This is a genomic window from Sulfitobacter sediminilitoris (assembly GCF_010667575.1).
GTDB classification, from domain to species: Bacteria; Pseudomonadota; Alphaproteobacteria; order Rhodobacterales; family Rhodobacteraceae; genus Sulfitobacter; species Sulfitobacter sediminilitoris.
Genome location: NZ_JAABNT010000005.1, coordinates 208,841 through 230,505, shown reverse-complemented (window position 1 = coordinate 230,505; position 21,665 = coordinate 208,841). Strand labels below are relative to the sequence as shown.

General features: G+C 61.1%; 17 protein-coding genes. 9 read left to right on the top strand and 8 right to left on the bottom strand.

Going from position 1 to position 21,665, the window contains the following annotated elements:
* The first annotated feature begins 133 nt into the window (after nucleotides 1-133).
* Together GV827_RS10565 and GV827_RS10560 are read left to right on the top strand one after the other, a co-directional pair.
* The gene (locus GV827_RS10565) at nucleotides 134-2,179 is read left to right on the top strand and encodes a hydantoinase/oxoprolinase family protein (RefSeq protein WP_164353767.1); all 2,046 of its coding nucleotides are present in this window, start codon (nucleotides 134-136) and stop codon (nucleotides 2,177-2,179) included.
* Nucleotides 2,176-3,822 (top strand): hydantoinase B/oxoprolinase family protein, encoded by a 1,647-nt coding sequence (locus tag GV827_RS10560; RefSeq protein ID WP_164353766.1) that lies wholly within the window; start codon nucleotides 2,176-2,178, stop codon nucleotides 3,820-3,822. The genes GV827_RS10565 and GV827_RS10560 overlap by 4 nt, the downstream gene beginning before the upstream one ends.
* Before the next feature lie 400 nt (nucleotides 3,823-4,222).
* Here the strand turns inward: GV827_RS10560 and GV827_RS10555 are convergent, their stop codons facing one another.
* Together GV827_RS10555 and GV827_RS10550 are read right to left on the bottom strand one after the other, a co-directional pair.
* Nucleotides 4,223-5,752, bottom strand: a complete 1,530-nt coding sequence (locus GV827_RS10555; RefSeq protein ID WP_164353765.1) for a cryptochrome/photolyase family protein — start codon at nucleotides 5,750-5,752, stop codon at nucleotides 4,223-4,225.
* Nucleotides 5,746-6,411 (bottom strand): SDR family NAD(P)-dependent oxidoreductase, encoded by a 666-nt coding sequence (locus GV827_RS10550; protein ID WP_164353764.1) that lies wholly within the window; start codon nucleotides 6,409-6,411, stop codon nucleotides 5,746-5,748. The genes GV827_RS10555 and GV827_RS10550 overlap by 7 nt, the downstream gene beginning before the upstream one ends.
* Nucleotides 6,412-6,716: 305 nt before the next feature.
* Between GV827_RS10550 and GV827_RS10545 the strand changes: the two genes are divergently transcribed.
* Nucleotides 6,717-8,285, top strand: coding sequence for a 2-isopropylmalate synthase (locus GV827_RS10545; protein WP_164353763.1), 1,569 nt, complete (start codon nucleotides 6,717-6,719; stop codon nucleotides 8,283-8,285).
* A gap of 179 nt (nucleotides 8,286-8,464) precedes the next feature.
* On the opposite strand, the gene GV827_RS10540 is transcribed toward GV827_RS10545, so the two are convergent.
* Nucleotides 8,465-9,049, bottom strand: a complete 585-nt coding sequence (locus GV827_RS10540; protein ID WP_164353762.1) for a VOC family protein — start codon at nucleotides 9,047-9,049, stop codon at nucleotides 8,465-8,467.
* Nucleotides 9,050-9,221: 172 nt separating this feature from the next.
* Here GV827_RS10540 and GV827_RS10535 point away from each other — a divergent pair, with 172 nt between their 5' ends.
* The 6 genes from GV827_RS10535 to GV827_RS10510 are packed head-to-tail and all read left to right on the top strand — an operon-like array spanning nucleotide 9,222 to nucleotide 15,776.
* The gene (locus GV827_RS10535; RefSeq protein WP_164353761.1) at nucleotides 9,222-10,268 is read left to right on the top strand and encodes a rod shape-determining protein; all 1,047 of its coding nucleotides are present in this window, start codon (nucleotides 9,222-9,224) and stop codon (nucleotides 10,266-10,268) included.
* Between the two features lie 51 nt (nucleotides 10,269-10,319).
* Nucleotides 10,320-11,216, top strand: coding sequence for a rod shape-determining protein MreC (mreC, locus tag GV827_RS10530; protein WP_164353760.1), 897 nt, complete (start codon nucleotides 10,320-10,322; stop codon nucleotides 11,214-11,216).
* A complete protein-coding gene (locus GV827_RS10525; protein WP_164353759.1) occupies nucleotides 11,209-11,748 on the top strand; it encodes a rod shape-determining protein MreD in 540 nt (179 codons plus the stop codon). Before mreC ends, GV827_RS10525 begins: the two co-directional genes overlap by 8 nt.
* Nucleotides 11,749-11,760: 12 nt before the next feature.
* Nucleotides 11,761-13,704 (top strand): penicillin-binding protein 2, encoded by a 1,944-nt coding sequence (gene mrdA, locus GV827_RS10520; protein ID WP_164353758.1) that lies wholly within the window; start codon nucleotides 11,761-11,763, stop codon nucleotides 13,702-13,704.
* The gene (rodA, locus tag GV827_RS10515) at nucleotides 13,701-14,840 is read left to right on the top strand and encodes a rod shape-determining protein RodA (RefSeq protein ID WP_164353757.1); all 1,140 of its coding nucleotides are present in this window, start codon (nucleotides 13,701-13,703) and stop codon (nucleotides 14,838-14,840) included. The genes mrdA and rodA overlap by 4 nt, the downstream gene beginning before the upstream one ends.
* Before the next feature lie 3 nt (nucleotides 14,841-14,843).
* Nucleotides 14,844-15,776 carry a 2-hydroxyacid dehydrogenase gene (locus GV827_RS10510; protein ID WP_164353756.1) on the top strand — a complete coding sequence of 311 codons (933 nt, stop codon included), beginning with the start codon at nucleotides 14,844-14,846 and terminating at the stop codon, nucleotides 15,774-15,776.
* A 95-nt stretch (nucleotides 15,777-15,871) separates the two neighbouring features.
* Here the strand turns inward: GV827_RS10510 and GV827_RS10505 are convergent, their stop codons facing one another.
* From GV827_RS10505 to GV827_RS10485, 5 genes are all read right to left on the bottom strand, one after another.
* Nucleotides 15,872-17,884 (bottom strand): M3 family metallopeptidase, encoded by a 2,013-nt coding sequence (locus tag GV827_RS10505; protein ID WP_164353755.1) that lies wholly within the window; start codon nucleotides 17,882-17,884, stop codon nucleotides 15,872-15,874.
* Nucleotides 17,885-17,957: 73 nt separating this feature from the next.
* Nucleotides 17,958-19,001: a HesA/MoeB/ThiF family protein gene (locus GV827_RS10500; protein ID WP_164353754.1), complete on the bottom strand. Its 1,044-nt coding sequence runs from the start codon at nucleotides 18,999-19,001 to the stop codon at nucleotides 17,958-17,960.
* A complete protein-coding gene (gene dut / locus GV827_RS10495) occupies nucleotides 19,001-19,453 on the bottom strand; it encodes a dUTP diphosphatase (protein WP_164353753.1) in 453 nt (150 codons plus the stop codon). Before dut ends, GV827_RS10500 begins: the two co-directional genes overlap by 1 nt.
* A 3-nt stretch (nucleotides 19,454-19,456) precedes the next feature.
* Nucleotides 19,457-20,650 (bottom strand): bifunctional phosphopantothenoylcysteine decarboxylase/phosphopantothenate--cysteine ligase CoaBC, encoded by a 1,194-nt coding sequence (gene coaBC / locus GV827_RS10490; RefSeq protein WP_164353752.1) that lies wholly within the window; start codon nucleotides 20,648-20,650, stop codon nucleotides 19,457-19,459.
* An 82-nt stretch (nucleotides 20,651-20,732) separates the two neighbouring features.
* Nucleotides 20,733-21,611 (bottom strand): RNA polymerase factor sigma-32, encoded by an 879-nt coding sequence (locus tag GV827_RS10485; RefSeq protein ID WP_164353751.1) that lies wholly within the window; start codon nucleotides 21,609-21,611, stop codon nucleotides 20,733-20,735.
* Nucleotides 21,612-21,665: the final 54 nt, after the last annotated feature.

The following is a 21,665-nucleotide window of genomic DNA, read 5'->3' as shown; positions in this document are numbered from 1 at the left end:
CGTGTCTCTTGCGGCAAGGTCGGCTCACCACGTATCGATGGCCAACCCAAACAGCGCTTGCCCAGTTTGAGATTGACGAGGTCCAGCACGCTGCGCTCTTACTGGGGCGCAACCAACGCGGAAAGGGTACCCTTTGGCAGGCGGCAAGATCATCGGCGTGGACGTCGGCGGGACATTCACTGACCTGATACAGCTGGACAGCGACGGCGGCGGCCTCAGGATCGCCAAGACACCGACGACGGCCGACAATCAGGCGTTCGGCGTGCTCGCCTCTATGGCCGAGGCAGAGGTCGATCTGTCCCAGGTTGATCTGATCGTTCACGGCACGACCACGACAACAAACGCGGTACTTGAACGGAAACTGTCCCGCACTGGCCTGATCACCACCGCCGGTTTCCGCGATGTTTTGGAGCTTGGCCGCAGAACGCGACCGCAGGCCTATGGTATGAAGGGACAGTTCATCCCCATCATCCCGCGTGACCTGCGGCTGGAAGTACCCGAACGCATGGATGCGGCAGGCGAAGTTGTCTTGCCGCTGGACGAAGACGCGGTGGCCGCAGCAACCGAAGTGCTGTTGGAAAGAGGCTGTGAAGCGCTGGTGATCCACTTCCTGCACGCCTATGCGAACCCCGCGCATGAGCTGCGCGCGGCCGGGATCGCTGCGCGCCTCTGGCCCAACGATTTCATCACTACGGGGCATAGCCTGCTTTCGGAAACCCGCGAGTTCGAACGGGGGGTCACGGCAGCGGTGAATGCGTCCGTACAGCCGCTTCTGGAACGGTACGTGGCCCGGCTGCGCAAGGAACTGGGCGGCAAAGGCTATCGGGGCGATGTCCTTGTCATGAACGGCAACGGCGGCATGATATCTTCGCAGCTGGTATCACGGGAAGCGGCGAAAACGGTGATGTCGGGGCCCGCATCGGGCGTGATGGCAGCGGCATACACCGGGCGCATCGCGGGCGAGACCAACTTGCTGACCTACGATATGGGCGGCACCTCGACCGATGTCGCGCTGATCCGCGACGGGAACCCGTCCGTCTCGAACGAAATCGAGGTGGAATACGCCATGCCGATCCACGTGCCCATGGTCGATGTGCGCACCGTTGGTGCCGGAGGCGGCTCTATTGCGCATGTGAACCTTGCAGGGCTGCTTGAGATCGGGCCGGAAAGCGCAGGGGCCGAGCCGGGACCGATCTGCTATGGCAAGGGCGGAACCCGCCCGACAATTTCCGACGCCAACCTGATGCTGGGTCGGCTGGACCCCGGCAAGCTCAATGCCGTGGCAGGCGGGGTCACGCTGGACACGGTGCGCGCCGCGTTCGACGCGAATATTGGCGACGCGCTGGGGCTGAGTGCGCTGCAAGCGGCCGAGGCTGTCATTAGCGTCGCCAATGCAAAAATGGCGGGCGCGATCCGCATGGTATCCTTGTCCCTGGGCGAAGACCCGCGCGATTTCGCGCTGTTTGCCTTCGGCGGCGCGGGTCCGCTGCATGCCGCAGCCCTCGCACGCGAGCTTGGCGTTCCACGGGTACTGGTCCCGGCCCGGCCGGGACTGACCAACGCGCTTGGCTGTATCGTCGCCGACCTGCGGCACGATTACGTCCGCACGATCAACGCACCGCTGGACACGGTCGAGATGGACAGCCTGCACGCCCTCTTTGCCGAACAAGCCGCCGCAGGTAGGGCGGCGCTGGACCGCGAGAACATCGAACTGCGCGCGGTGAGTCATGATTTCAGCGTCGACATGCAGTTTCAGGGCCAAAGTCACATCGTCCGGGTGCCGCTGGAGAACGGCACGCCAACACGGCAAGACCTGCGCCGCCGCTTCGAGGACGTCTATTGGAAGCGTTTCAAGGTCGAACTCGCCGGAATGCGCGCGCGGGTCGTGAACGTCAATTGCTCGGTCATCGGTGCGCGTGAGCCGGTTGATCTGGCCCTGATGATCGATCCGGCGGGACGCAAGTCCACGGCTGAGCCGACATCGCGCCGCGACGTCATGTTCGATGGCGTCACCCACGACACGCCAGTCTACTGGCGCGATCATCTGCCCTCTGCCGTTACGTTGCAGGGACCAGCGATTATTGAGCAATTCGACACGACCATTCTGGTGCCGCCCGGTGACAGGGTCGAGGGATGCGCAAATGGAAACCTCATCATCCATATCGGAGCGGCGGCATGAGCATTGACCCGATCACTCTTTCCGTCATTCAGGCCGGGTTGCAGCAGGTCTGCGACGAGATGGACCTGAGTTTTTCGCGCGCGGCCTTTTCCCCAGTAATCGCAGAGGCCAACGACCGCTCGGACGGGATTTACGCCGCCGACGATGGCGCGCTGATCGCGCAGGGGGCTGGCGGGCTGCCTGTGTTCGTGGGCACCATGCAATATTCAACGCGCACCCTGATCGAAATGATCGCAGAAGGCCGCGTGGCCGCCCCGCAACCCGATGACATCTACATCGTCAACGACCCCTATCTTGGCGGAACGCACCTGATGGATGTTCGCTTTGCCCGTCCGTTCTACCGCGACGGCAAAATCTTCTGCTGGCTGTCCAACACCGGCCACTGGCCCGACACCGGCGGGTCGGTGCCGGGCGGGTTTTCCGCCTCTGCCACTTCTGTTGAGCAGGAAGGACTGCGGCTTCCGCCGGTGCGTCTCTTCAAACAGGGGGTGATGGACGAGGAGATCTACGCGATCATCTGTTCCAACATCCGGGTGGCAGACCAGCGGATCGGCGATGTGAAGGCGCAGGCGGCGGCCCTCATGGTGGGCGAAGAAAGGCTCAACGCCCTGCTGGATCGCTACGGCGACGACGTGGTGCGCGAGGCCATCGCGGAATTGCGCGTCCGCGCCCGCGACCAGATGCGCAGCCTGATCGACGAAATACCGGATGGCCGCTACACATCGACCGCCTGGATCGACAGCGACGGCGTGGTCAACGAACCGCTGGCCATCAACCTGACGATCGACAAGACCCCCGGGCATCTGGTGTTCGACTTTTCCGACAGCAGCCCGCCCTGCCAAGGCCCGATGAATTCAGTACTCGCGACCACCCTGTCGTCGGTCTATCTCGCTATGCGCCACATCTTTCCCGAAGTCCCCGTAAGCGCCGGTGCCTTTGAGCCATTGGAGGTGCGGCGACCGGAGGGGACGTTCCTTGACGCCCATTATCCCCGCCCTGTATCCGGCTGCGCCGCAGAGGTCAGTCAGCGAATTGCCGAAGCGGTATTCGCGGCCCTTGTCGATGCACTGCCGAACAGGGTCACGGCGGCACCAGCCGGGACCAGCGGAAACTTTGCCCTTGGCGGTCACGATCCTCTCACGGGGCGGGACTTCGTGATGTACCAGCTTTCGGGCGGCGGCTATGGCGGGAACGCGGATCATGATGGCCTTGCCAACGGGTGCTCAACCATCGGGATTTCAAAGGCCCCGCCGGTAGAGATTATGGAACAGAACTTTCCCGTGCTCTACCATCGCTACGCGCTGAGGGAAGGCTCCGGTGGCGAAGGCAGACACCGCGGCGGGCTGGGACTGGATTACGAGGTGGAACTGCGGCGCGGATGGGCCCGCGCCAGCTTCGTCATGGATCACGGCCGTTTTGGCCCGCAGGGTGCACTTGGCGGCAAAGACGGCGCGCCGAACGTTGTCGAGGTCTGGCGCGGCGGAGAAATGTACACGCCCGAACATCTGTCAAAAGAACAGGACATCCCGTTGCAGGCAGGCGACCGTGTTCGGGTGAAAACTCCGGGGGGAGGCGGCTACGGCCCACCGTCGGATCGCCCCAAAGCGCTGATAGACGAAGACAAACTGTTGGGGCGCACCTAGGCCTGTGCAGTCGGATCTATTCGCAGATAATGATGGAATGACCGCGTCGCTTTCAGTCACATCACCTTCGGCGCCACGTTGTGAACCAGGATTCCCGCGGCCTGCTACCCCTTCGCATTGAGAGTGGAAGTATCTGTGGCAACGCCATCGCTATCGGCGACGCATGCGGGCCGATCTTGTCCCGCCTTTTGCTGAATACAAACGCAGGACTCGCAATCGCTTTATGAGACCAGCTGATTTCGATTTCTTCTAGGTCTGAGCACTGCCGCAGAGGCTCTGCGAAGTTGTTGCTGCACTAAGGTCAGGCAGCCGAGTATTGCCTCTTTCAGCATCACTTGAAGCCTTGAACGAACGTGTCCGTTCATCTGAGTATGAATAATTTGGTTGACCTGTCCGTGCGTTAAACCACCTCGCCCCCGTCCAGCTGCTTCAGCCACGCCTCGGCCTCTTTCAGCACCGTCTCGCGCCTGCCCTCATCCATCCGGTCCCAGGTCCGGTACATGTTCCCCATGCGGCCGTTGCCCTCGAACCTGTCCCGATGACGATCCAGAAAATGCCAGTACAGCAGGTTGAACGGACAGGCCCCCTCGCCTGTCTTCTTGCTCACGCTGTAATCGCACCCCTTGCAGTAGTCTGACATGCGATTGATGTAGGAGCCCGAAGAAACATAGGGTTTCGACGCGATGATCCCGCCATCTGCGAACTGGCTCATCCCGACCACATTCGGGGCCTCCACCCACTCGTAGGCATCGGCATAAACCGCCAGATACCACTCATGCACCTGATGCGGGTCGACCCCAGCCAGCAGCGCAAAGTTCCCTGTCACCATCAAACGTTGAATATGATGCGCGTAAGCCTCTTCGCGGGTCTGTGCCACCGCATGGGCGACACAGTTCATTTTCGTCTCCGCGCCCCAGTAAAAATCTGGCAAATCACGTGACTGCTTTAACACGTTCCGCTCGGTATAATCGGGCCCTTCCATGAAATAGATGCCGCGCACGTATTCGCGCCAGCCAATGATCTGCCGGATGAACCCTTCGGCAGCATTTATCGGCGCGTCACCATCTTTCCAAGCCTTCTCGACGGCCTGACACACCTCCAATGGCCCCAGCAGACCAAGGTTGATATAGGGCGAAACAATCGCGTGATAGAGGAACTTGTGATCCTCCAGCATCGCATCCTGATAGTCCCCGAACTTGGGCAGGGCGTGTTTCACAAAGTGCGACAGCGCCTCCAGCGCCTGCTCTCTCGTGGTGGCAAAGCCAAAGGGCCGCAGGTCGCCAAAATGATCTGAAAACCGCGCCTCAACCAGCTCCAGCACTTCTTCGACCACCTCATCCGGTTCAAACCACAAAGGTCCGTCATAGGTCACGTCCTCCGGTGCCGGTTTGCGGTTCTCATGGTCATAGTTCCACTTGTCCCCGGCGGGCTGATCACCCTCCATCATCAGCCCGGTCTTGCGACGCATATCGCGATAGAAATACTCCATCCTCAGCGCCTTGCGTCCCTCGGCCCAATCCTCGAATTCTGCATGGCTGGCGATAAATCGGTCATCGTTCAGAATATGCGTTTTGATCGGCGCATGCTTGAGCTTGCCCAACAGCCGCCACTCCCCCGGCTCGGTACAGATCACCCCTGCCACGCCCGTTTCCTCGGCCCGCCGCAACAGCTCTCCGACGATGGACCCCGCATTGTCCGGGTCGTCCAGCTTGGTATAGCGGACGTCCCAACCGCCATCCTCCAGCGCCTGCGCAAACTTGCGCATGGCGGCAAAGATCAGCGCGATTTTCTTTGGATGGTGTTTGACGTACCCCGCCTCCTCGGCAACCTCCGCCATCACGACGATATCGCTGCCCTTCTCCGCCTTCTTCAGCGCCGAGAGATCCTTTGAAAGCTGATCGCCCAATATCAAAACAAGACGGCTCACCACGGCACCTCCTTGCCTGCCCAGTCAAAGAACTGCCCGGAGTTCTCAACCGTCAGACCATCCATCACCCGCAACAAATTTTGGGCGGCTTCTTCCGGTGCCACTGCCGGATGCCGCCCGAGGTACTTCTCGGTAAAGGGCGTCGCGACCGTTCCCGGATGCAGCGCCACGCAAACCACCTGTTTGTGGGTCCGCGCCAGTTCAATCGCCGCCGTGTGCACCACCTGATTGACCGCCGCCTTGGCCGACCGGTAACTGATCCACCCGCCAATCCGGTTATCTCCGATGGACCCCACGCGCGCGGACAGCACGGCCAGCACCGCCCGGCGGTCCCGCGGCAACAGATCATGCGCATGGGCAATGACCAGCGCCGGTCCCACCGCATTCAACGCAAACTGATCCATCATCGCCTGCCGCTCGATGGATTTGATGGTCTTTTCCGGCTCGGCCCCGCCGATCTCCAGCGCCCCGGTCGCCACGACCACGCGGTCAAACGATCCATCCAACGCCCCCAGATGCCGCGCCACAGACGCCTCATCGGTGATGTCAAACCCATCCGCACTGCGCGACAGGCGCACCACATGTTCTCCTTGCGCTTCACAAGCGGCGGCAAATGCACTGCCGATCCCGCCTGATGCGCCCAATATCAAAGTTTTCCTCATGCCATGCGACCTAGCGGTGGCATCCGCAGCTTCAATGTTTCACCCAAGCAAAATCTTCTGGCCACACGACGGCCTCACGCCGCACAGCAAAGTTCAAACTCCCTCTTCCCATTTGAAATCACTGGCGTATAAATACGCCCCATGACACACGCCGCACATATTCCGACCCCATCGCGCCTGCCCGCGATGCCGCTGCGTGCAAACCTGCTGCTGCTAATCCGCCTCTGAGCGTGCCATCCCGGCGCGTCCGCTCAGAGGGTATGCACCGCGCCATGGATGAAAACAGCAGAACGAAAGATACTCACATGACCGATACCAAAGCCCAAGACCGCGTCTTGATTTTCGACACGACGCTGCGCGACGGGGAACAATCCCCCGGTGCGACCATGACCCACGCCGAGAAACTGGAAATCGCGGGCCTGCTTGACGAAATGGGTGTCGATATCATCGAGGCAGGCTTCCCAATTGCCTCCGAAGGTGATTTCGCCGCCGTGTCCGAGATCGCCAAGAACGCGAAAAATGCCGTGATCTGCGGCCTCGCCCGCGCCCAGTTCGGCGACATCGACCGCTGCTGGGAGGCGGTGAAACACGCGGAACGCCCGCGCATTCACACCTTCATCGGCACATCGCCCCTGCACCGCGCCATCCCGAACCTCAACATGGACGAGATGGCCGAGCGTATTCACGACACCGTCACCCATGCCCGCAACCTTTGCGACAACGTCCAGTGGTCCCCCATGGACGCGACCCGGACCGAACTGGATTACCTCTACCGCGTGGTCGAGATCGCCATCAAAGCGGGTGCAACCACGATCAACATCCCCGATACCGTCGGCTATACCGCCCCGCGCGAAAGCGCCGACCTGATCCGCAAATTGCTGGAAAACGTGCCGGGCGCGGATGAAATCGTCTTTGCCACCCATTGCCACAACGACCTCGGCATGGCGACCGCCAACTCCCTCGCCGCGGTCGAGGCTGGCGCGCGCCAGATCGAATGCACCATCAATGGCCTGGGTGAGCGCGCTGGCAATACCGCGCTGGAAGAGGTCGTGATGGCCATGAAGGTGCGCAATGACATCATGCCCTACCAGACCGGCATCGACAGCACCAAGATCATGAACATCTCGCGCCGTGTCTCGGCTGTTTCGGGCTTTCTTGTGCAGCCCAACAAGGCCATCGTGGGCAAGAACGCCTTCGCCCACGAATCCGGCATCCATCAGGACGGCATGCTGAAAAACGCCGAAACCTTCGAAATCATGCGGCCCGAGGATGTGGGCCTTACCGAGACCAACATCGTGATGGGCAAACACTCGGGCCGCGCGGCCCTGCGCTCGAAACTCGAAGACCTCGGGTTCACCCTCGGCGACAACCAGCTGAAGGACGTTTTCGTCCGGTTCAAGGAACTTGCCGACCGCAAGAAGGAAATCTACGAGGACGACCTCATTGCCCTCATGCGGACCACGACCGACCCCGAAGAAGACCACATCAAGCTGAAATCCATGCACGTGGTCTGCGGCACCGAAGGCCCCAACCAGGCGCGGATGACCCTCGAAGTGGACGGCAAGGAGCACAAGACCGAGCAAACCGGCGACGGCCCCGTGGATGCCGCCTTCAATTGCGTCAAGGCCATCGTGCCACACGAGGCACGGCTGCAGCTTTACCAGGTGCACGCGGTCACCGAAGGCACGGACGCACAAGCGACAGTGTCCGTCCGGATGGAAGAAGATGGGCGCATCGTCACCGGCCAGTCTGCCGATACGGACACCGTCGTCGCCTCTGTCCGCGCCTATATTCACGCGTTGAACCGTCTGCTGGTGCGCCGCGCCAAGGGCGGGACGGACAAGCGCGAAGTCAGCTATAAAGACGTGGGCTGACCCCTGATGCGCCGCGGAGTGGTCTCACGCCAGCCGCGGCGCAAGCTGATCACGCAGAAAATGAATTGTATTGGAAAGATGAAGAGACCCGTCGCGCTTCATCTTTCCAATACAATTCAATTCAAGAGGTGAGACGCGTGCAACCTTGCCGTTGTCAGAACGACAAGGAACACACGTTTCTAGCCATATGGATTTTTGGCACTCCGGTCATCGCTGAGAGATCTCTGTGACCGCTCAACAATCATCACCGCCGCATCGGCCAGATGTTCCCTCTCAATCGCCTTGGCACCACTCGCAACGCGCAGCTTGTGCGCCTCCAGCATGACTTCGGCATGGCTCGACCCGCGCGGCGGAATGAAATTGTAGGCGGCCAATTCAATCAGCAGCCCCAGCGGATCCTTGAAATAGATCGAATGCATGAAACCCCGGTCCTTCACGCCGGAATTCTCGATCCCGCGCTCCTCCAGCCGGTCAAGCACCTGATCGAACATCGCGTGATCCACTTCAAACGCGATGTGGTGCACGCATCCGGGGTCAGTCGGCGTCCGGTCATGCACCGGTTTGCGGTTCTCGTTGCTGAAGATCGTGATCAGCCGCCCGTCGCCGGGATCAAAGTACAGATGCCCTTCGTCGTCGTTGTCCAGATTGGGCTGATCAAAGATAAAGGGCATGCCCAATACCCCTTCCCAGAAATCAATGCTGCTCTGGCGGTCGGCGCCCGTCAGGGTGATGTGATGCACACCAAGGCTCTGGATCTTTTTCATTTCACGGGTCTCCGATGTAGCGAATTTTATCCTAACATAGCGCACAGGCGGCAACATGCCCAATGCGGATAAACACCCCCTTTCACCTCCCCTGCCCCAAGCCTATAAGGGCTGTCAGCCCGCCTCATCAGAGTCGCGGGCCCATATGACTTTTAACAAGGTATCTTCTGGCATGAACCTGTTTGGAAATCTCGGTGGGTTGTTCTCATCCGATATGGCAATCGACCTCGGCACGGCAAACACGCTGGTCTATGTGAAAGGTCGCGGGATCATCCTTTCCGAACCTTCCGTCGTGGCCTACCACGTCAAGGACGGCGTCAAGAAGGTGCTCGCCGTCGGCGAGGACGCCAAGCTGATGCTGGGCCGGACGCCGGGCAGCATCGAAGCCATCCGCCCGATGCGCGAAGGCGTCATCGCGGACTTCGACACCGCCGAAGAGATGATCAAGCACTTCATCCGCAAGGTCCATAAACGCTCCACATTTTCCAAGCCCAAGATTATCGTCTGTGTGCCCCATGGCGCGACCCCGGTTGAAAAGCGGGCGATCCGCCAATCGGTGCTGTCGGCGGGCGCGCGCCGCGCCGGTCTGATTGCAGAACCCATTGCGGCGGCCATCGGGGCCGGCATGCCTATCACAGATCCCACCGGCAACATGGTCGTGGACATCGGCGGTGGGACGACCGAGGTTGCGGTGCTGTCGCTGGGCGACATCGTTTACGCGCGTTCGGTCCGCGTCGGCGGGGACCGCATGGACGAGGCGATCATTTCCTACCTGCGCCGCCAGCAGAACCTGCTGGTCGGTGAAACCACGGCGGAGCGCATCAAGACCTCGATCGGCACCGCACGCATGCCGGACGACGGGCGCGGAACCTCGATGCAGATCCGCGGCCGCGATCTGCTCAATGGTGTGCCCAAGGAAATCGAAGTGACGCAGGCGCAGATCGCCGAAGCACTGGCGGAACCCGTGCAACAGATCTGCGAAGCGGTGATGACCGCGCTTGAAACAACCCCGCCCGATCTGGCCGCTGATATCGTGGACCGTGGCGTAATGCTGACCGGTGGCGGCGCACTCTTGGGTGATCTGGACCTCGCGCTGCGCGAACAGACCGGGCTTGCGGTTTCCATCGCGGACGAATCGCTGAACTGCGTGGCACTGGGCACCGGCAAGGCGCTGGAATACGAAAAACAACTGCGCCACGCCATCGACTACGACAGCTGATCCTTGCTAGACTAGACGCAGGCCCGGACAAAGGGCAGGAGCGCATGGGACATGGCCAACGACCGCACAAACAGCAGTGACTATACCGGCCCGCTGCGGCGGCTGCTGTTGGCCGTGCTGATCCTGCTCTTGGGTGCCACATTCCTTCTGTGGCGGATCGACAGTCCGCGCGTCGAACGCTTCCGCGCACAGATCACCGACAGGTTGGTGCCCAACCTCGATTGGGCCATGGCGCCGGTCACAGGCACCATTAACCTGTTGCGTGATTTTCAGTCTTATCAGCGGCTTGCCGAACAAAATCAGGAACTGCGCAGCGAGTTGCGCCAGATGCAGGCCTGGAAAGAAGCAGCGCTTCAGCTTGAACAGGAAAACGCCCGTCTTCTCGACCTCAACAAGGTGCGCCTAGATCCACGACTGACCTTCATCACCGGTGTGGTCCTTGCTGACAGTGGCTCTCCGTTCCGGCAATCCGTGCTGCTGAACGTCGGTTCCCGCGATGGTCTGATTGACGGCTGGGCCACCATGGACGGCATCGGGCTGGTCGGCCGCATCTCTGGCGTGGCCGAGAATACCGCCCGCGTGATCCTCCTGACGGACGCCTCAAGCCGGATTCCCGCCGTCATCCAGCCCTCCGGCCAGCGCGCCATTGTCGCGGGCGACAATTCTGCAGCGCCGCCCATCGACTTTCTGGAAAATCCTGATCTGGTGCGCCCCGGTGACCGCGTGATCAGTTCCGGTGACGGTGGCGTATTCCCCGCAGGGCTGTTGATCGGACAGGTTGCGGCTGATCCCGGTGGCCGTCTGCGCGTGCGTCTTGCCGCAGATTACGAACGCCTCGAATTCCTGCGTGTTCTGCGCCATTACGGCACCGAAAATGTGACCGACACCGCCCGCATCATCACACCCGAAGGCCCATTGGCGGAAGCACAGGAGGTGGTTAATGAATGATCTGTCACAAACCCGCCTGTGGCTGATGCGCGCGTCGTTCCTGCTTCTGACGTTGGTGATCCTGTTCTTCCACCTGTTGCCGCTTGAAACGACGCCGCGCCGCTGGGCCGGTCCCGATATCCTGCTGTGTTTCGCCCTTGCGTGGAGCATGCGACGCCCCGAATACGTGCCATCCCCCGTGTTGGCGGCTTCCTTCCTGCTGGCCGATCTCCTGTTGCAGCGTCCGCCCGGTCTGTGGGCGATGCTGGCGCTGATCGGCTGCGAGAACTTCAAATCAAGAAGCCGGTCGCTGCGGGATGCAAATTTCGCCGCTGAATGGGTGACGGCCGGTCTGATCGTCGTCGCGATCACCTTTGCCAATCGCATTATCATGGGACTGGCCCTTGTCGATCAGCCCAGCCTCGCGCTCAGCCTTTCCGAACTTGCCATGACCTTGCTATTCTATCCCGCAGTCGTTGCGATAACGCACTTTGCCATGGGCGTTCGCAAGGCAGCAGCCGGGGAACTGGACGCTTTGGGCAACCGGGTCTGAGGGTTTGACAGGATGAGACGCAACCGCGCAGAGAACGATGCAAGCCACGCCAAGCTGACCCGGCGTGCCGCCCTGCTGGGTGGGGCGCAACTGTTGTTCATGGGTGGGCTGGCTGCCCGCATGCGGTACCTTCAGGTTGATCAGGCTGACCAGTTCCGCCTGCTGGCCGAAGAGAACCGCATCAACATCCGCCTGATCCCACCCGCACGCGGTGAAATCTTTGACCGAAACGGGGTGCGTCTGGCCGAAAACGTACCCAGCTACCGGATCGTCATGGTCCGCGAAGATGCAGGCGACGTGGATGAGGTTATGGCCCGCCTCAGCCAGATCATCGAGATCGACCTTGAAACCTATGAGCGCGCACTGGCCGAGGTCAAACGCTCCGCGCCCTTCCTGCCTGTCACCATCGTTGATGATGTCAGTTGGGACGAGGTCAGCAAGGTCAGCGTGAACGCCCCTGCCCTGCCCGGCATCACGCCAGAGGTGGGTCTGACCCGCGTCTATCCGCGCGGATCGGATTTCGCCCATGTGGTGGGCCGGGTGGGCCGCGTCAGCCAGAAAGACCTTGATGCGCTGGAGAACCCCGATCAGGTCCTGCGCATCCCGCGTTTTCAAATCGGCAAAATCAACGTGGAGGCGCGTGCCGAAGACGTGCTGCGTGGGTCCGCCGGGACCAAGCAGGTCGAGGTAAACGCAACCGGCCGCGTGATGCGAGAGTTGTCCCGCCGCGAGGGGCAATCGGGCAATGATGTTCAGCTGACCGTCGATTCCAAGCTGCAGGGTTATGTGCAGGCGCGGCTGGGCGAAGAGAGCGCCGCGGTCGTGGTGATCGATTGTGTAACCGGTGATCTGGTCGCCTGCGCGTCGGCACCCAGCTATGATCCCAACCTCTTTATCGGCGGCATCTCCTCCAAGGATTACGATCCGCTCCTGAATTCCAAGTACCGCCCGTTGGTCAACAAAACAGTGCAGGGTGCTTATCCACCCGGCTCAACCTTCAAGATGATGACCGCGATGGCCGCCCTCGAAGAGGGGCTGATCGGCCCGGATGAGACCGTCTACTGCCCCGGCCACCTGGAGGTCGCGGGCCGCAGGTTCCACTGCTGGAAACGCGCAGGGCACGGCTGGGTCGATCTTGGCAACTCACTCAAGCAGTCCTGCGACGTCTATTACTACGATCTGGCGCTCAAGGTCGGGATCGAAAAGATCTCGGCCATGGCCAACCGCTTCGGGCTTGGTATCCGACATGATCTGGCTCTGTCGTCGGTCAATTCGGGCCTCACGCCCACGAAGGATTGGAAACGCAGCGCCCGCGGCGCTGACTGGGTGATCGGTGACACGGTCAACGCGTCAATCGGCCAGGGATTCATGCTGGCCTCCCCTTTGCAGCTTGCCGTGATGAGCGCCCGGATCGCTACCGGAGAGATGGTCACACCCCGCCTGATCAAATCCATTGACGGCGTCGAACAGCCGCTGGCTGGCGACGGGCCACTGGACATGAACGAAAACAATCTGCGCAAGATGCGCCGCGCCATGTACGAGGTCGTCAACGACCGCCGCGGCACGGCCTATCGCAGCCGGATCATCGCCGACGAATGGCGCATGGCGGGCAAGACCGGCACATCGCAAGTGCGCAACATCACCGCTGCCGAACGCGCGCGCGGCGTCACCCGAAACGCCGATCTGCCATGGGAGCGGCGCGATCATGCGTTGTTTGTAGCTTTCGCGCCCTACGACAGTCCCCGCTACGCGTTGTCGGTCCTGGTCGAACACGGTGGCGGCGGATCAACCGCAGCGGCCCCCATCGCACGCGATGTGATGTTGCAGGCGCTTGCCGGGGGCGAACCACCATTGGAGGCCTATCCCACCGGCGACCGCGCCCGGATCAAGGCCCAGCAAGAGCGGCTGCGCGATGTGCAGCCGCAGGCCGCGATCGACGGAAACGATCAGGCATGAGTTATCTTGAATATACCGTCAAATCGGTCCCCACGGGGTTCCGCAAAATCCTGCACCTGAACTGGCCGCTGACCCTGCTGCTGGCGTCGGTCTCCGGTGTCGGTTTTCTGATGCTTTATTCGGTTGCGGGCGGGTCATTTTCCCCTTGGGCAGAACCGCAGATGAAGCGGTTTGGCCTTGGCCTTGCGTTGATGATGTTTGTCGCGATGGTCCCAATCTGGCTGTGGCGGAACCTGTCTGGCGTGGGTTACGGTGCATCGATGCTGCTGCTTGTCGCGGTGGCCTTGGTCGGGGATGAACGCAAAGGATCGCAACGTTGGCTCGATCTGGGCTTCATCGATCTGCAACCGTCTGAACTGATGAAGATCACGCTGGTGATGTTTCTGGCCGCCTATTACGACTGGCTGCCTGCCAAGAAGGTATCGCGTCCTTTCTGGGTTCTCCTGCCGGTTGTCGTAATCCTTGCTCCCACTGCGCTGGTGCTTCAACAGCCTGATCTGGGCACGTCGATCCTGTTGCTGATCGCGGGTGCGGGTCTGATGTTTCTTGCGGGTGTACACTGGGCCTATTTCGCCGTGGTTATCGCCTCGGGCGTGGGGCTGATCACGGCGGTTTTCCAATCGCGCGGCACCACGTGGCAGTTGCTGAATGACTACCAGTATCGCCGGATCGATACCTTTCTGGACCCGGCCGCTGACCCGCTTGGCGCGGGGTATCACATCACCCAATCCAAGATCGCCCTGGGCTCAGGCGGATGGACCGGGCGGGGCTTCATGCAGGGCACACAATCGCGCCTGAACTTCCTGCCGGAAAAACACACCGACTTTATCTTCACCACACTGGCCGAAGAGTTCGGCTTTGTCGGGGCTTTCTCACTTCTGGGGCTTTACGCTTTGATCATTGTCTTTTGCGTGGTCACTGCGATCCTGAACAAGGATCGTTTCTCGTCCCTGCTCACACTTGGCATCGCGCTCAACTTCTTTCTGTTTTTCGCCGTGAATATGTCGATGGTGATGGGCCTTGCCCCTGTCGTGGGTGTTCCCCTGCCGCTGGTCAGCTATGGTGGATCCGCAATGCTGGTGTTGCTTTTGGCCTTTGGTCTTGTGCAATCAGCCCATGTTCACAGACCGAGGTAATCGATGCCCCTGAATATCCTTTTCGCCGCCCGTCCGGAACGGTGGGTGATTTACGAACGCCCCTTGCGGGATGCCTTGGAGAAAGCCGGGATCAAGGCCAATCTTTCGACGGACATACCGGCGCAGGACGTGGATTACATCATCTACGCGCCCAACAGTGATCTGCAGGATTTCACGCCCTACAGCCGGGCCAAGGCGGTGCTGAACCTCTGGGCCGGGGTAGAAAGCATCGTCGGCAATGAAACCCTCAAGATACCGCTGGCCCGCATGGTGGACCCCGGTTTGACCAAGGGGATGGTCGAATGGGTCACCGGCCACGTGCTGCGCTATCATCTGGGGATCGACAGCGACATCCTGCGCCGTGATGCGAAATGGGAATACCGGACGCCCCCGCTGGCCCCGGAGCGGCAGGTGGTCATCCTTGGCCTTGGCGCTCTTGGCAAGGCAGTTGCCGAAACGCTGGTCTATCTTGGGTTTTCCGTGACAGGATGGTCGCGCAGCCCAAAGACGGTCGACGGCATTGATTGTTTGCACGGCGAAGACGGATTGAAGGAAGCTCTGTCACGGGCCGAGATCGCTGTTCTGCTGCTGCCCGACACACCCGCGACACAAGACATCATCAGCTCAGAGACGCTGGCGCATATGCCCCAAGGGGCCTTTATTATCAATCCGGGGCGTGGGCCGCTGATCGACGATAATGCATTGCTGGCCGCGCTGGACAGCGGGCAGATCGCCCATGCAACGCTGGACGTTTTTCGGGTGGAACCCCTGCCTGCGGATCACCCTTTCTGGGCGGATCCAAAGGTCACGGTTACGCCGCATATCGCGGCAGAGACGCGGGCCGATACCGCCTCGGAAGTGATCGTGGACAACATCCGTCGGGGCGAAGCAGGAGAGCCGTTTATCAATCTGGTGGATCGGAAACTAGGCTACTAGCTCCACAAATCAAAGGTAAACCAAAGGTTTACAGCCACTGCAAACCTTTGGAATCGCGCAACCTAAGAGCGGCGTCCCCGCGGGGACGCCCGGCATCAGGCGGCTAGCCCGCGCCCTTTCAGCAACGCTTCCACCCCCGGCAAACGCCCCCTGAAGGCCACGTAAAGCTCTGCCGCGTCGCGCGAACCACCGGTCGACAGAATATGCGTCTCAAGCGCCTTCGCCCGTTCGGTGTCAAACGCACTGCCCGCTTCCTCGAAGGCCTCGAACGCATCAGCATCCATCACCTCGGACCACATGTAGCTGTAGTAGCCGCTTGAATAACCATCGCCAGAGAAGACATGCGCGAACTGCGGTGTCGCGTGACGCATCCGGATGGCTGAGGGCATCCCGATCTTGTCCAGAACCTCGGTCTGCTTGGCCATCGGATCAGCCGGTGCAGGACCGTCATGAAACGCCAGGTCGACCAGAGCCGAGGCCACGTATTCGACCGTCTGAAAACCCATATCGAAGGTCGCCGCGCCCAATACCTTGTCGAGCATCTCTTTCGGCATCGGCTCACCGGTCTTGGCGTGGGTCGCGAATTCGCCCAACACCTCTGGCACTTCCAGCCAGTGCTCATAGAGTTGGCTTGGCAGCTCCACGAAGTCACGTGCGACTGAGGTGCCGCTGACGCTTTCATAGGTCACATCGGACAGCATTTGGTGCAAGGCATGACCGAACTCGTGGAAAAGCGTGCGCGCGTCATCATAGCTCAGCAGTGCCGGGTCCGACTTGGCAAAGTTGCAGACGTTGATGACGATCGGCGTTTGCGGCTCGGGGAACTTGGCCTGCGACCGCATGGCGGAACACCACGCGCCGGATCGTTTGGAGCCGCGCGCGAAGTAGTCACCGATGAAGACCGCCACATGTTCGCCACCCCGCGACACGTCCCATGCACGGCAGTCGGGGTGATAAAGCGGCACGTCAAGCGGTTTGAACTCCAACCCGAACAACCGGTTGGCGCAGGCAAAAGACGCCTCGATCATGCGATCCAGCTGGAAATAGGGCTTCAGCGCCGCCTCATCCAGATCATGCTCTGCGGCACGCCGTTTCTCGGCGTAGTAACGCCAGTCCCAAGGGGCGAGATCACCGTTGATGCCGTCCTCGCGCATCATGGCGGTCAGCACCTCGGCATCGGCATTGGCCTGTCGTTTGGCAGGCTCCCAAACCTCCATCAGCAGTTGCTGCACAGCCTCCGGGGTCTTGGCCATTTCGGTTTCAAGTTTGTAGGCGGCGAAGTTCTCATAGCCCAAAAGTTTCGCCCGCTCTTCGCGCAGCGTCAGCGTTTCAGCAGCAATGGCGCGGTTGTCGGTTTTGCCGCCGTTTGCGCCGCGCGCCTCCCATGCGCGGAACGCCTTCTCGCGCAGATCGCGGCGTGGGGAGAACTGCAGGAACGGCACGATCAGCGAACGCGACAGTGTCACCACGGGGCCATCCGCGCCTTTCTCCTCTCCCGCCGCACGGGCAGCGTCGATCACGAAATCAGGCAGACCTTCCAGATCGTCCTCGGACAATGGCATGAACCATTCCCGCTCATCCGCCAGCAGGTTCTGGGTGAACTCGGTCCCCAGCACGGCCAGCCGCGCCTTGATTTCCTTCATGCGCTTTTCGGCCTCGCCTTCCAGCGCGGCACCTGCGCGGACAAAACCGCGATGGGTCAGCATCAGCACGCGCGCCTGTTCATCGGTCAGATCAAGATTTTCGCGATCCTCCCACACGGCGGCGACCCGGCTAAAGAGCGCCTTGTTGCCCGAGATTTCAGAGAAATGCGCCGCCAGCTTGGGCGAGAAAGCACGCTGCAGATCCTCCCGCACCGAATTGCTGTCGGCCCCGGCCACGGTAAAGAAAACACCCAGCACCTTGTCCAGCGCCTCGCCAGCAGCCTCCAGCGCCTCGACCGTATTGGCAAAGGTTGGGGCGCTTGTGTTGTTGGCAATCGCATCAATTTCGGCATTGTGTGCCGCCAGCGCTTCTTCCAGCGCGGGGGCGAAATCTTCGTCGCTGACCTTGTCAAAGGGGGCGACGGCGTAGGGGGTGTTCCAATCTGCGAGCAGTGGATTTGTCATGCATGTTCTCCTTTGCGCTCAAGCTAGGGGCGCGGATGCGGGGGTTCAATCGGATGAGAGAAAATCCTGCGGCTCAACTGCCGCCACAGGTCGGGCAATCCGCCCGGCGCGAGAGCATGATGGTGCGGTTTTCGCCAAAAAGAGCGTCGTAGATCAGCATCTGTCCAAGTGCGGGCGTGCCTGCCCCGGTGACCAGCTTGATCGCCTCGACCGCCATCATCGCGCCCACCACACCGGGCAATGGCCCGATCACACCAGCCTCGGCACAGCTTGGGGCCAGATGCGGGGCGGGTGCCTCCGGAAAGATACACCGATAGCAGGGCCCGCCCTTGGCCGGGTCGAACACCGATAACTGCCCTTCCCACTGGCTGAGCGCGCCGGAAATCAGCGGTTTTTGCGCCGCGACACAGGCCGCATTGACAAGATACCGGGTGTCGAAATTATCGGTGCCGTCCAGAACGAGATCATATTCGGCAATCAACTCTGCCGCGATGTCGTCGGTCAGGCGACGGTTGTAGGGGCGCACCGTGACAAAGGGGTTTTGTGCTTCCATCCGGGCCTGAGCGGAAAACACCTTGGGCATCCCGATGTTGGCGTCGTCGTGGATCACCTGCCGTTGTAGGTTTGCGTTCTCGACCGTGTCATCGTCAACAACGCCGATGGTGCCGACCCCTGCAGCCGCCAGATATTGCAGCGCAGGCGCGCCAAGGCCGCCTGCCCCGATCACCAGAACCTTTGCATCCTTGAGCGCCTTCTGACCGGCACCGCCGATCTCGCGCAGGACGATGTGACGGGCGTAGCGGTTCAGCTCGGTGTCCGAAAACGCACCGGGTTTGGGTGCTGGCGCTTTTTCTTCCTGCCATCCGGCCTTCTTGCGCAGTGACAGGATCACCTGCCGGTACCCCCAGAACAGCACGACGAACCCGCCAATGAGCAGCCACAGTGCTGCACTGCCGCCAGTGGCCACGCGCAACGGGTGGGTTTCCGGGAACGCCACCTGAATGCCAAGGATCGCCACATAGAGCAGTCCCAGAAACATGCCGCGCACTTCGCGGCTGGCACCCATCCGCCCGCCGCCGAACCAGATGGCGGCGCCCAAGAGCAATACCAGTATCATCAGTTCACCCCGGTTGATCCAAAACCGCCAGAAGCGCGGGCACTGTCGCCCAGCGCCTCGACCTCGAGGAAGGTAGCCTGAACGACGGGGGCTGCCACCATCTGCGCGACACGCATCCCGTGGGTGATTTCAAAGGCGTGCGCCCCGGTATTCAGGACGATCACGCCAACGACACCACGATAATCACTGTCGATCGTGCCGGGGCTGTTGGGCAGGGTGATCCCGTGTTTCAGCGCGAGGCCGGAACGCGGCCGCACCTGCACCTCAAACCCTTGGGGAATTTCCATATGCAAACCGGTCGAGATAAGCGCGCGCGCCATAGGCGCGAGGGTCACCGGCCCGTCTGGCAGGTTGGCGCGCAGGTCAGCGCCTGCGGCCCCTGCGGTTTCGTATCGGGGCAGGCCCAGCGCGCTGTCCGCCCCTGCCGCCCATGTGCATTTGATCTGAACCATGGCTCAGCCCAGCGCCTGTGCGATACGCGCGGCAAGCTTCTCGGCCACAGCTTTCTTGTTCATGCGCGGCCAGTCTTCTGCCCCGTCTGACGTGATCAGCGTTACCGCGTTCTCAGTGCCGCCCATGATCCCGGTTTCGGGCGAGACGTCGTTCGCCACGATCCAGTCACAGCCTTTGCGCGCGCGTTTCGCGGTGGCGTTGTCGATCACATCGTTGGTTTCTGCCGCAAAGCCCACGACAAGCGGAGGACGCCCCTTTTCCATCTGGCTGATGGTTTTCAGGATATCGGGGTTTTCGGCAAAGGACAGCGTTGGCAGACCATCCTTGGATTTCTTCAGCTTGCGGTCGCTGGCCCCATCGACGCGCCAATCCGCGACCGCTGCGGCGAAGATCCCTGCATCAACGGGCAACGCGGCCCGAGCAGCATCCAGCATCTGCTGCGCTGTTTGCACGCGGATGACCTGAACACCGTCTGGCGGCGGCACATCTGCCGGACCGGTGACAAAGATCACTTCGGCGCCAAGGGCGGCCAAGGCGCGGGCAATCGCCGTGCCCTGCGCACCGGAGGATCGGTTCGCGATATAGCGCACCGGGTCAATTGGCTCGTGCGTTGGGCCAGAGGTCACAAGGATACGCTTGCCATTCAATGGGCCGTCCGACAGATGGGCCTCAATCGCGGAGACAATCTCCATCGGTTCGGCCATCCGACCGGGGCCGTATTCACCACAGGCCATGTCGCCCTCGTTCGGGCCGACGACTGTGATACCGTCCTGCTTGAGCCTTTCCAGATTGCGCTGGGTCGCAGAGTGATCCCACATGCGCACGTTCATGGCAGGCGCGATCATGACAGGCGTATCGGTTGCCAAGAGCAGGGTCGAGGCAAGGTCATTGGCATGGCCCTGCGCCATCTTTGCCATCAGATCGGCGGTTGCCGGGGCGACCACCAGCAAATCCGCGACGCGGCTGAGCTGGATGTGGCCCATTTCCGCCTCGTCCCCCAGATCGAAGAGATCGCGGAAAACCTTTTTGCCTGCCAACGCAGAAACCGAAAGCGGTGTGACGAATTCTTCACCTGCTCTGGTCAAAACGGGCGTGACCTCGGCACCGAGTTCGCGCAGACGCCGAATGAGATCAAGCGATTTGAAGGCCGCGATGCCGCCGCCGATGATCAGCAGTATATGTTTGCCTGCCAGCATAAGTCGCCCCTTTCAGGTCCGTTCTGTCACGGGACCATAAGGCGCACAGGTCAAGCTTGCCAGCCCTCGCGGGCTGGACAAATCAGTTCAGGAAATGAAGCACTTCGCGGGATTGCCCCTCAAGCGACTTGCGCATCTTGACGAAAGCAGCCGCCTCAAGCTGGCGCACGCGCTCTTTGGAAAGCTTCAGCTCCTCACCAAGGCTTTCCAGCGTCCGGGGCTGGTCGCGCAGCTTGCGTTCGCGCACAATGAACTGCTCACGTTCGTTCAATTCCTGCATTGCGGACAGCAACCATGCGCGCAGCTGAGCATTGTCGTGGCTTTCCTCAACCTGTTCAGCGGCCTGCGCACTATCGTCTACCAGCGCATCGATCCACTCGCGGCCCTCATCCTCAGCGGACTGGGTGGCATTGAGCGAATAATCGGAGCCGGACAGGCGTCCCTCCATCATCTCAACGTCGTGCAACGGCACGCCGATTTCGGTCGAGATCAGCTGACGCAACTGGTGCCTGTCCAGCGTTTCACCCACTGCGGCAGCTTCACGCTCAAGCCGCGCCTGCACACGGCGCATGTTGAAAAACAGGGATTTTTGGGACGATGTGGACCCGGTGCGCACCATGGACCAGTTCCGCATCACGTGGTCCTGAATGCTCGCCTTGATCCACCATACAGCATAGGTCGAAAAACGCACGCCACGGTCGGGGTCAAATTTATCAGCGGCCTTCATCAAGCCCAAACCCGCCTCCTGAATGAGGTCGTTCATCGGTGCGCCATAGCGCTTGAATTTGCCCGCCATGGAAATCGCAAGGCGCATGTAGGCGGTGATCAGGCGATGAAGCGCGGCTTCGTCGCGTTTATCTCGCCAGGCGTAGGCCAGCTCCAGCTCTGTTTCCGCGTCCAGCAGTTCTGCTTTCATCGCGGTACGGGTAAGTGAGAATTCGCGCGCCGTTTGGAGTGTCATATTCTGTTTTTCCCTGGATCTTGGCCCACCTTGTGGCAGACTTATGAATTCTAT

What these genes read in the sequence shown, in the direction of transcription:
- mreC (WP_164353760.1), top strand. Translation starts at nt 10,320, where the DNA reads ATGGCCAACGACCGCACAAACAGCAGTGACTATACCGGCCCGCTGCGG.
- mrdA (WP_164353758.1), top strand. Translation starts at nt 11,761, where the DNA reads ATGAGACGCAACCGCGCAGAGAACGATGCAAGCCACGCCAAGCTGACC.
- GV827_RS10540 (WP_164353762.1), bottom strand. Translation starts at nt 9,049, where the DNA reads ATGAAAAAGATCCAGAGCCTTGGTGTGCATCACATCACCCTGACGGGC.
- GV827_RS10485 (WP_164353751.1), bottom strand. Translation starts at nt 21,611, where the DNA reads ATGACACTCCAAACGGCGCGCGAATTCTCACTTACCCGTACCGCGATG.
- dut (WP_164353753.1), bottom strand. Translation starts at nt 19,453, where the DNA reads ATGGTTCAGATCAAATGCACATGGGCGGCAGGGGCGGACAGCGCGCTG.
- GV827_RS10505 (WP_164353755.1), bottom strand. Translation starts at nt 17,884, where the DNA reads ATGACAAATCCACTGCTCGCAGATTGGAACACCCCCTACGCCGTCGCC.
- rodA (WP_164353757.1), top strand. Translation starts at nt 13,701, where the DNA reads ATGAGTTATCTTGAATATACCGTCAAATCGGTCCCCACGGGGTTCCGC.
- GV827_RS10510 (WP_164353756.1), top strand. Translation starts at nt 14,844, where the DNA reads ATGCCCCTGAATATCCTTTTCGCCGCCCGTCCGGAACGGTGGGTGATT.
- GV827_RS10535 (WP_164353761.1), top strand. Translation starts at nt 9,222, where the DNA reads ATGAACCTGTTTGGAAATCTCGGTGGGTTGTTCTCATCCGATATGGCA.
- GV827_RS10525 (WP_164353759.1), top strand. Translation starts at nt 11,209, where the DNA reads ATGAATGATCTGTCACAAACCCGCCTGTGGCTGATGCGCGCGTCGTTC.
- GV827_RS10550 (WP_164353764.1), bottom strand. Translation starts at nt 6,411, where the DNA reads ATGAGGAAAACTTTGATATTGGGCGCATCAGGCGGGATCGGCAGTGCA.
- GV827_RS10560 (WP_164353766.1), top strand. Translation starts at nt 2,176, where the DNA reads ATGAGCATTGACCCGATCACTCTTTCCGTCATTCAGGCCGGGTTGCAG.
- GV827_RS10545 (WP_164353763.1), top strand. Translation starts at nt 6,717, where the DNA reads ATGACCGATACCAAAGCCCAAGACCGCGTCTTGATTTTCGACACGACG.
- coaBC (WP_164353752.1), bottom strand. Translation starts at nt 20,650, where the DNA reads ATGCTGGCAGGCAAACATATACTGCTGATCATCGGCGGCGGCATCGCG.
- GV827_RS10500 (WP_164353754.1), bottom strand. Translation starts at nt 19,001, where the DNA reads ATGATACTGGTATTGCTCTTGGGCGCCGCCATCTGGTTCGGCGGCGGG.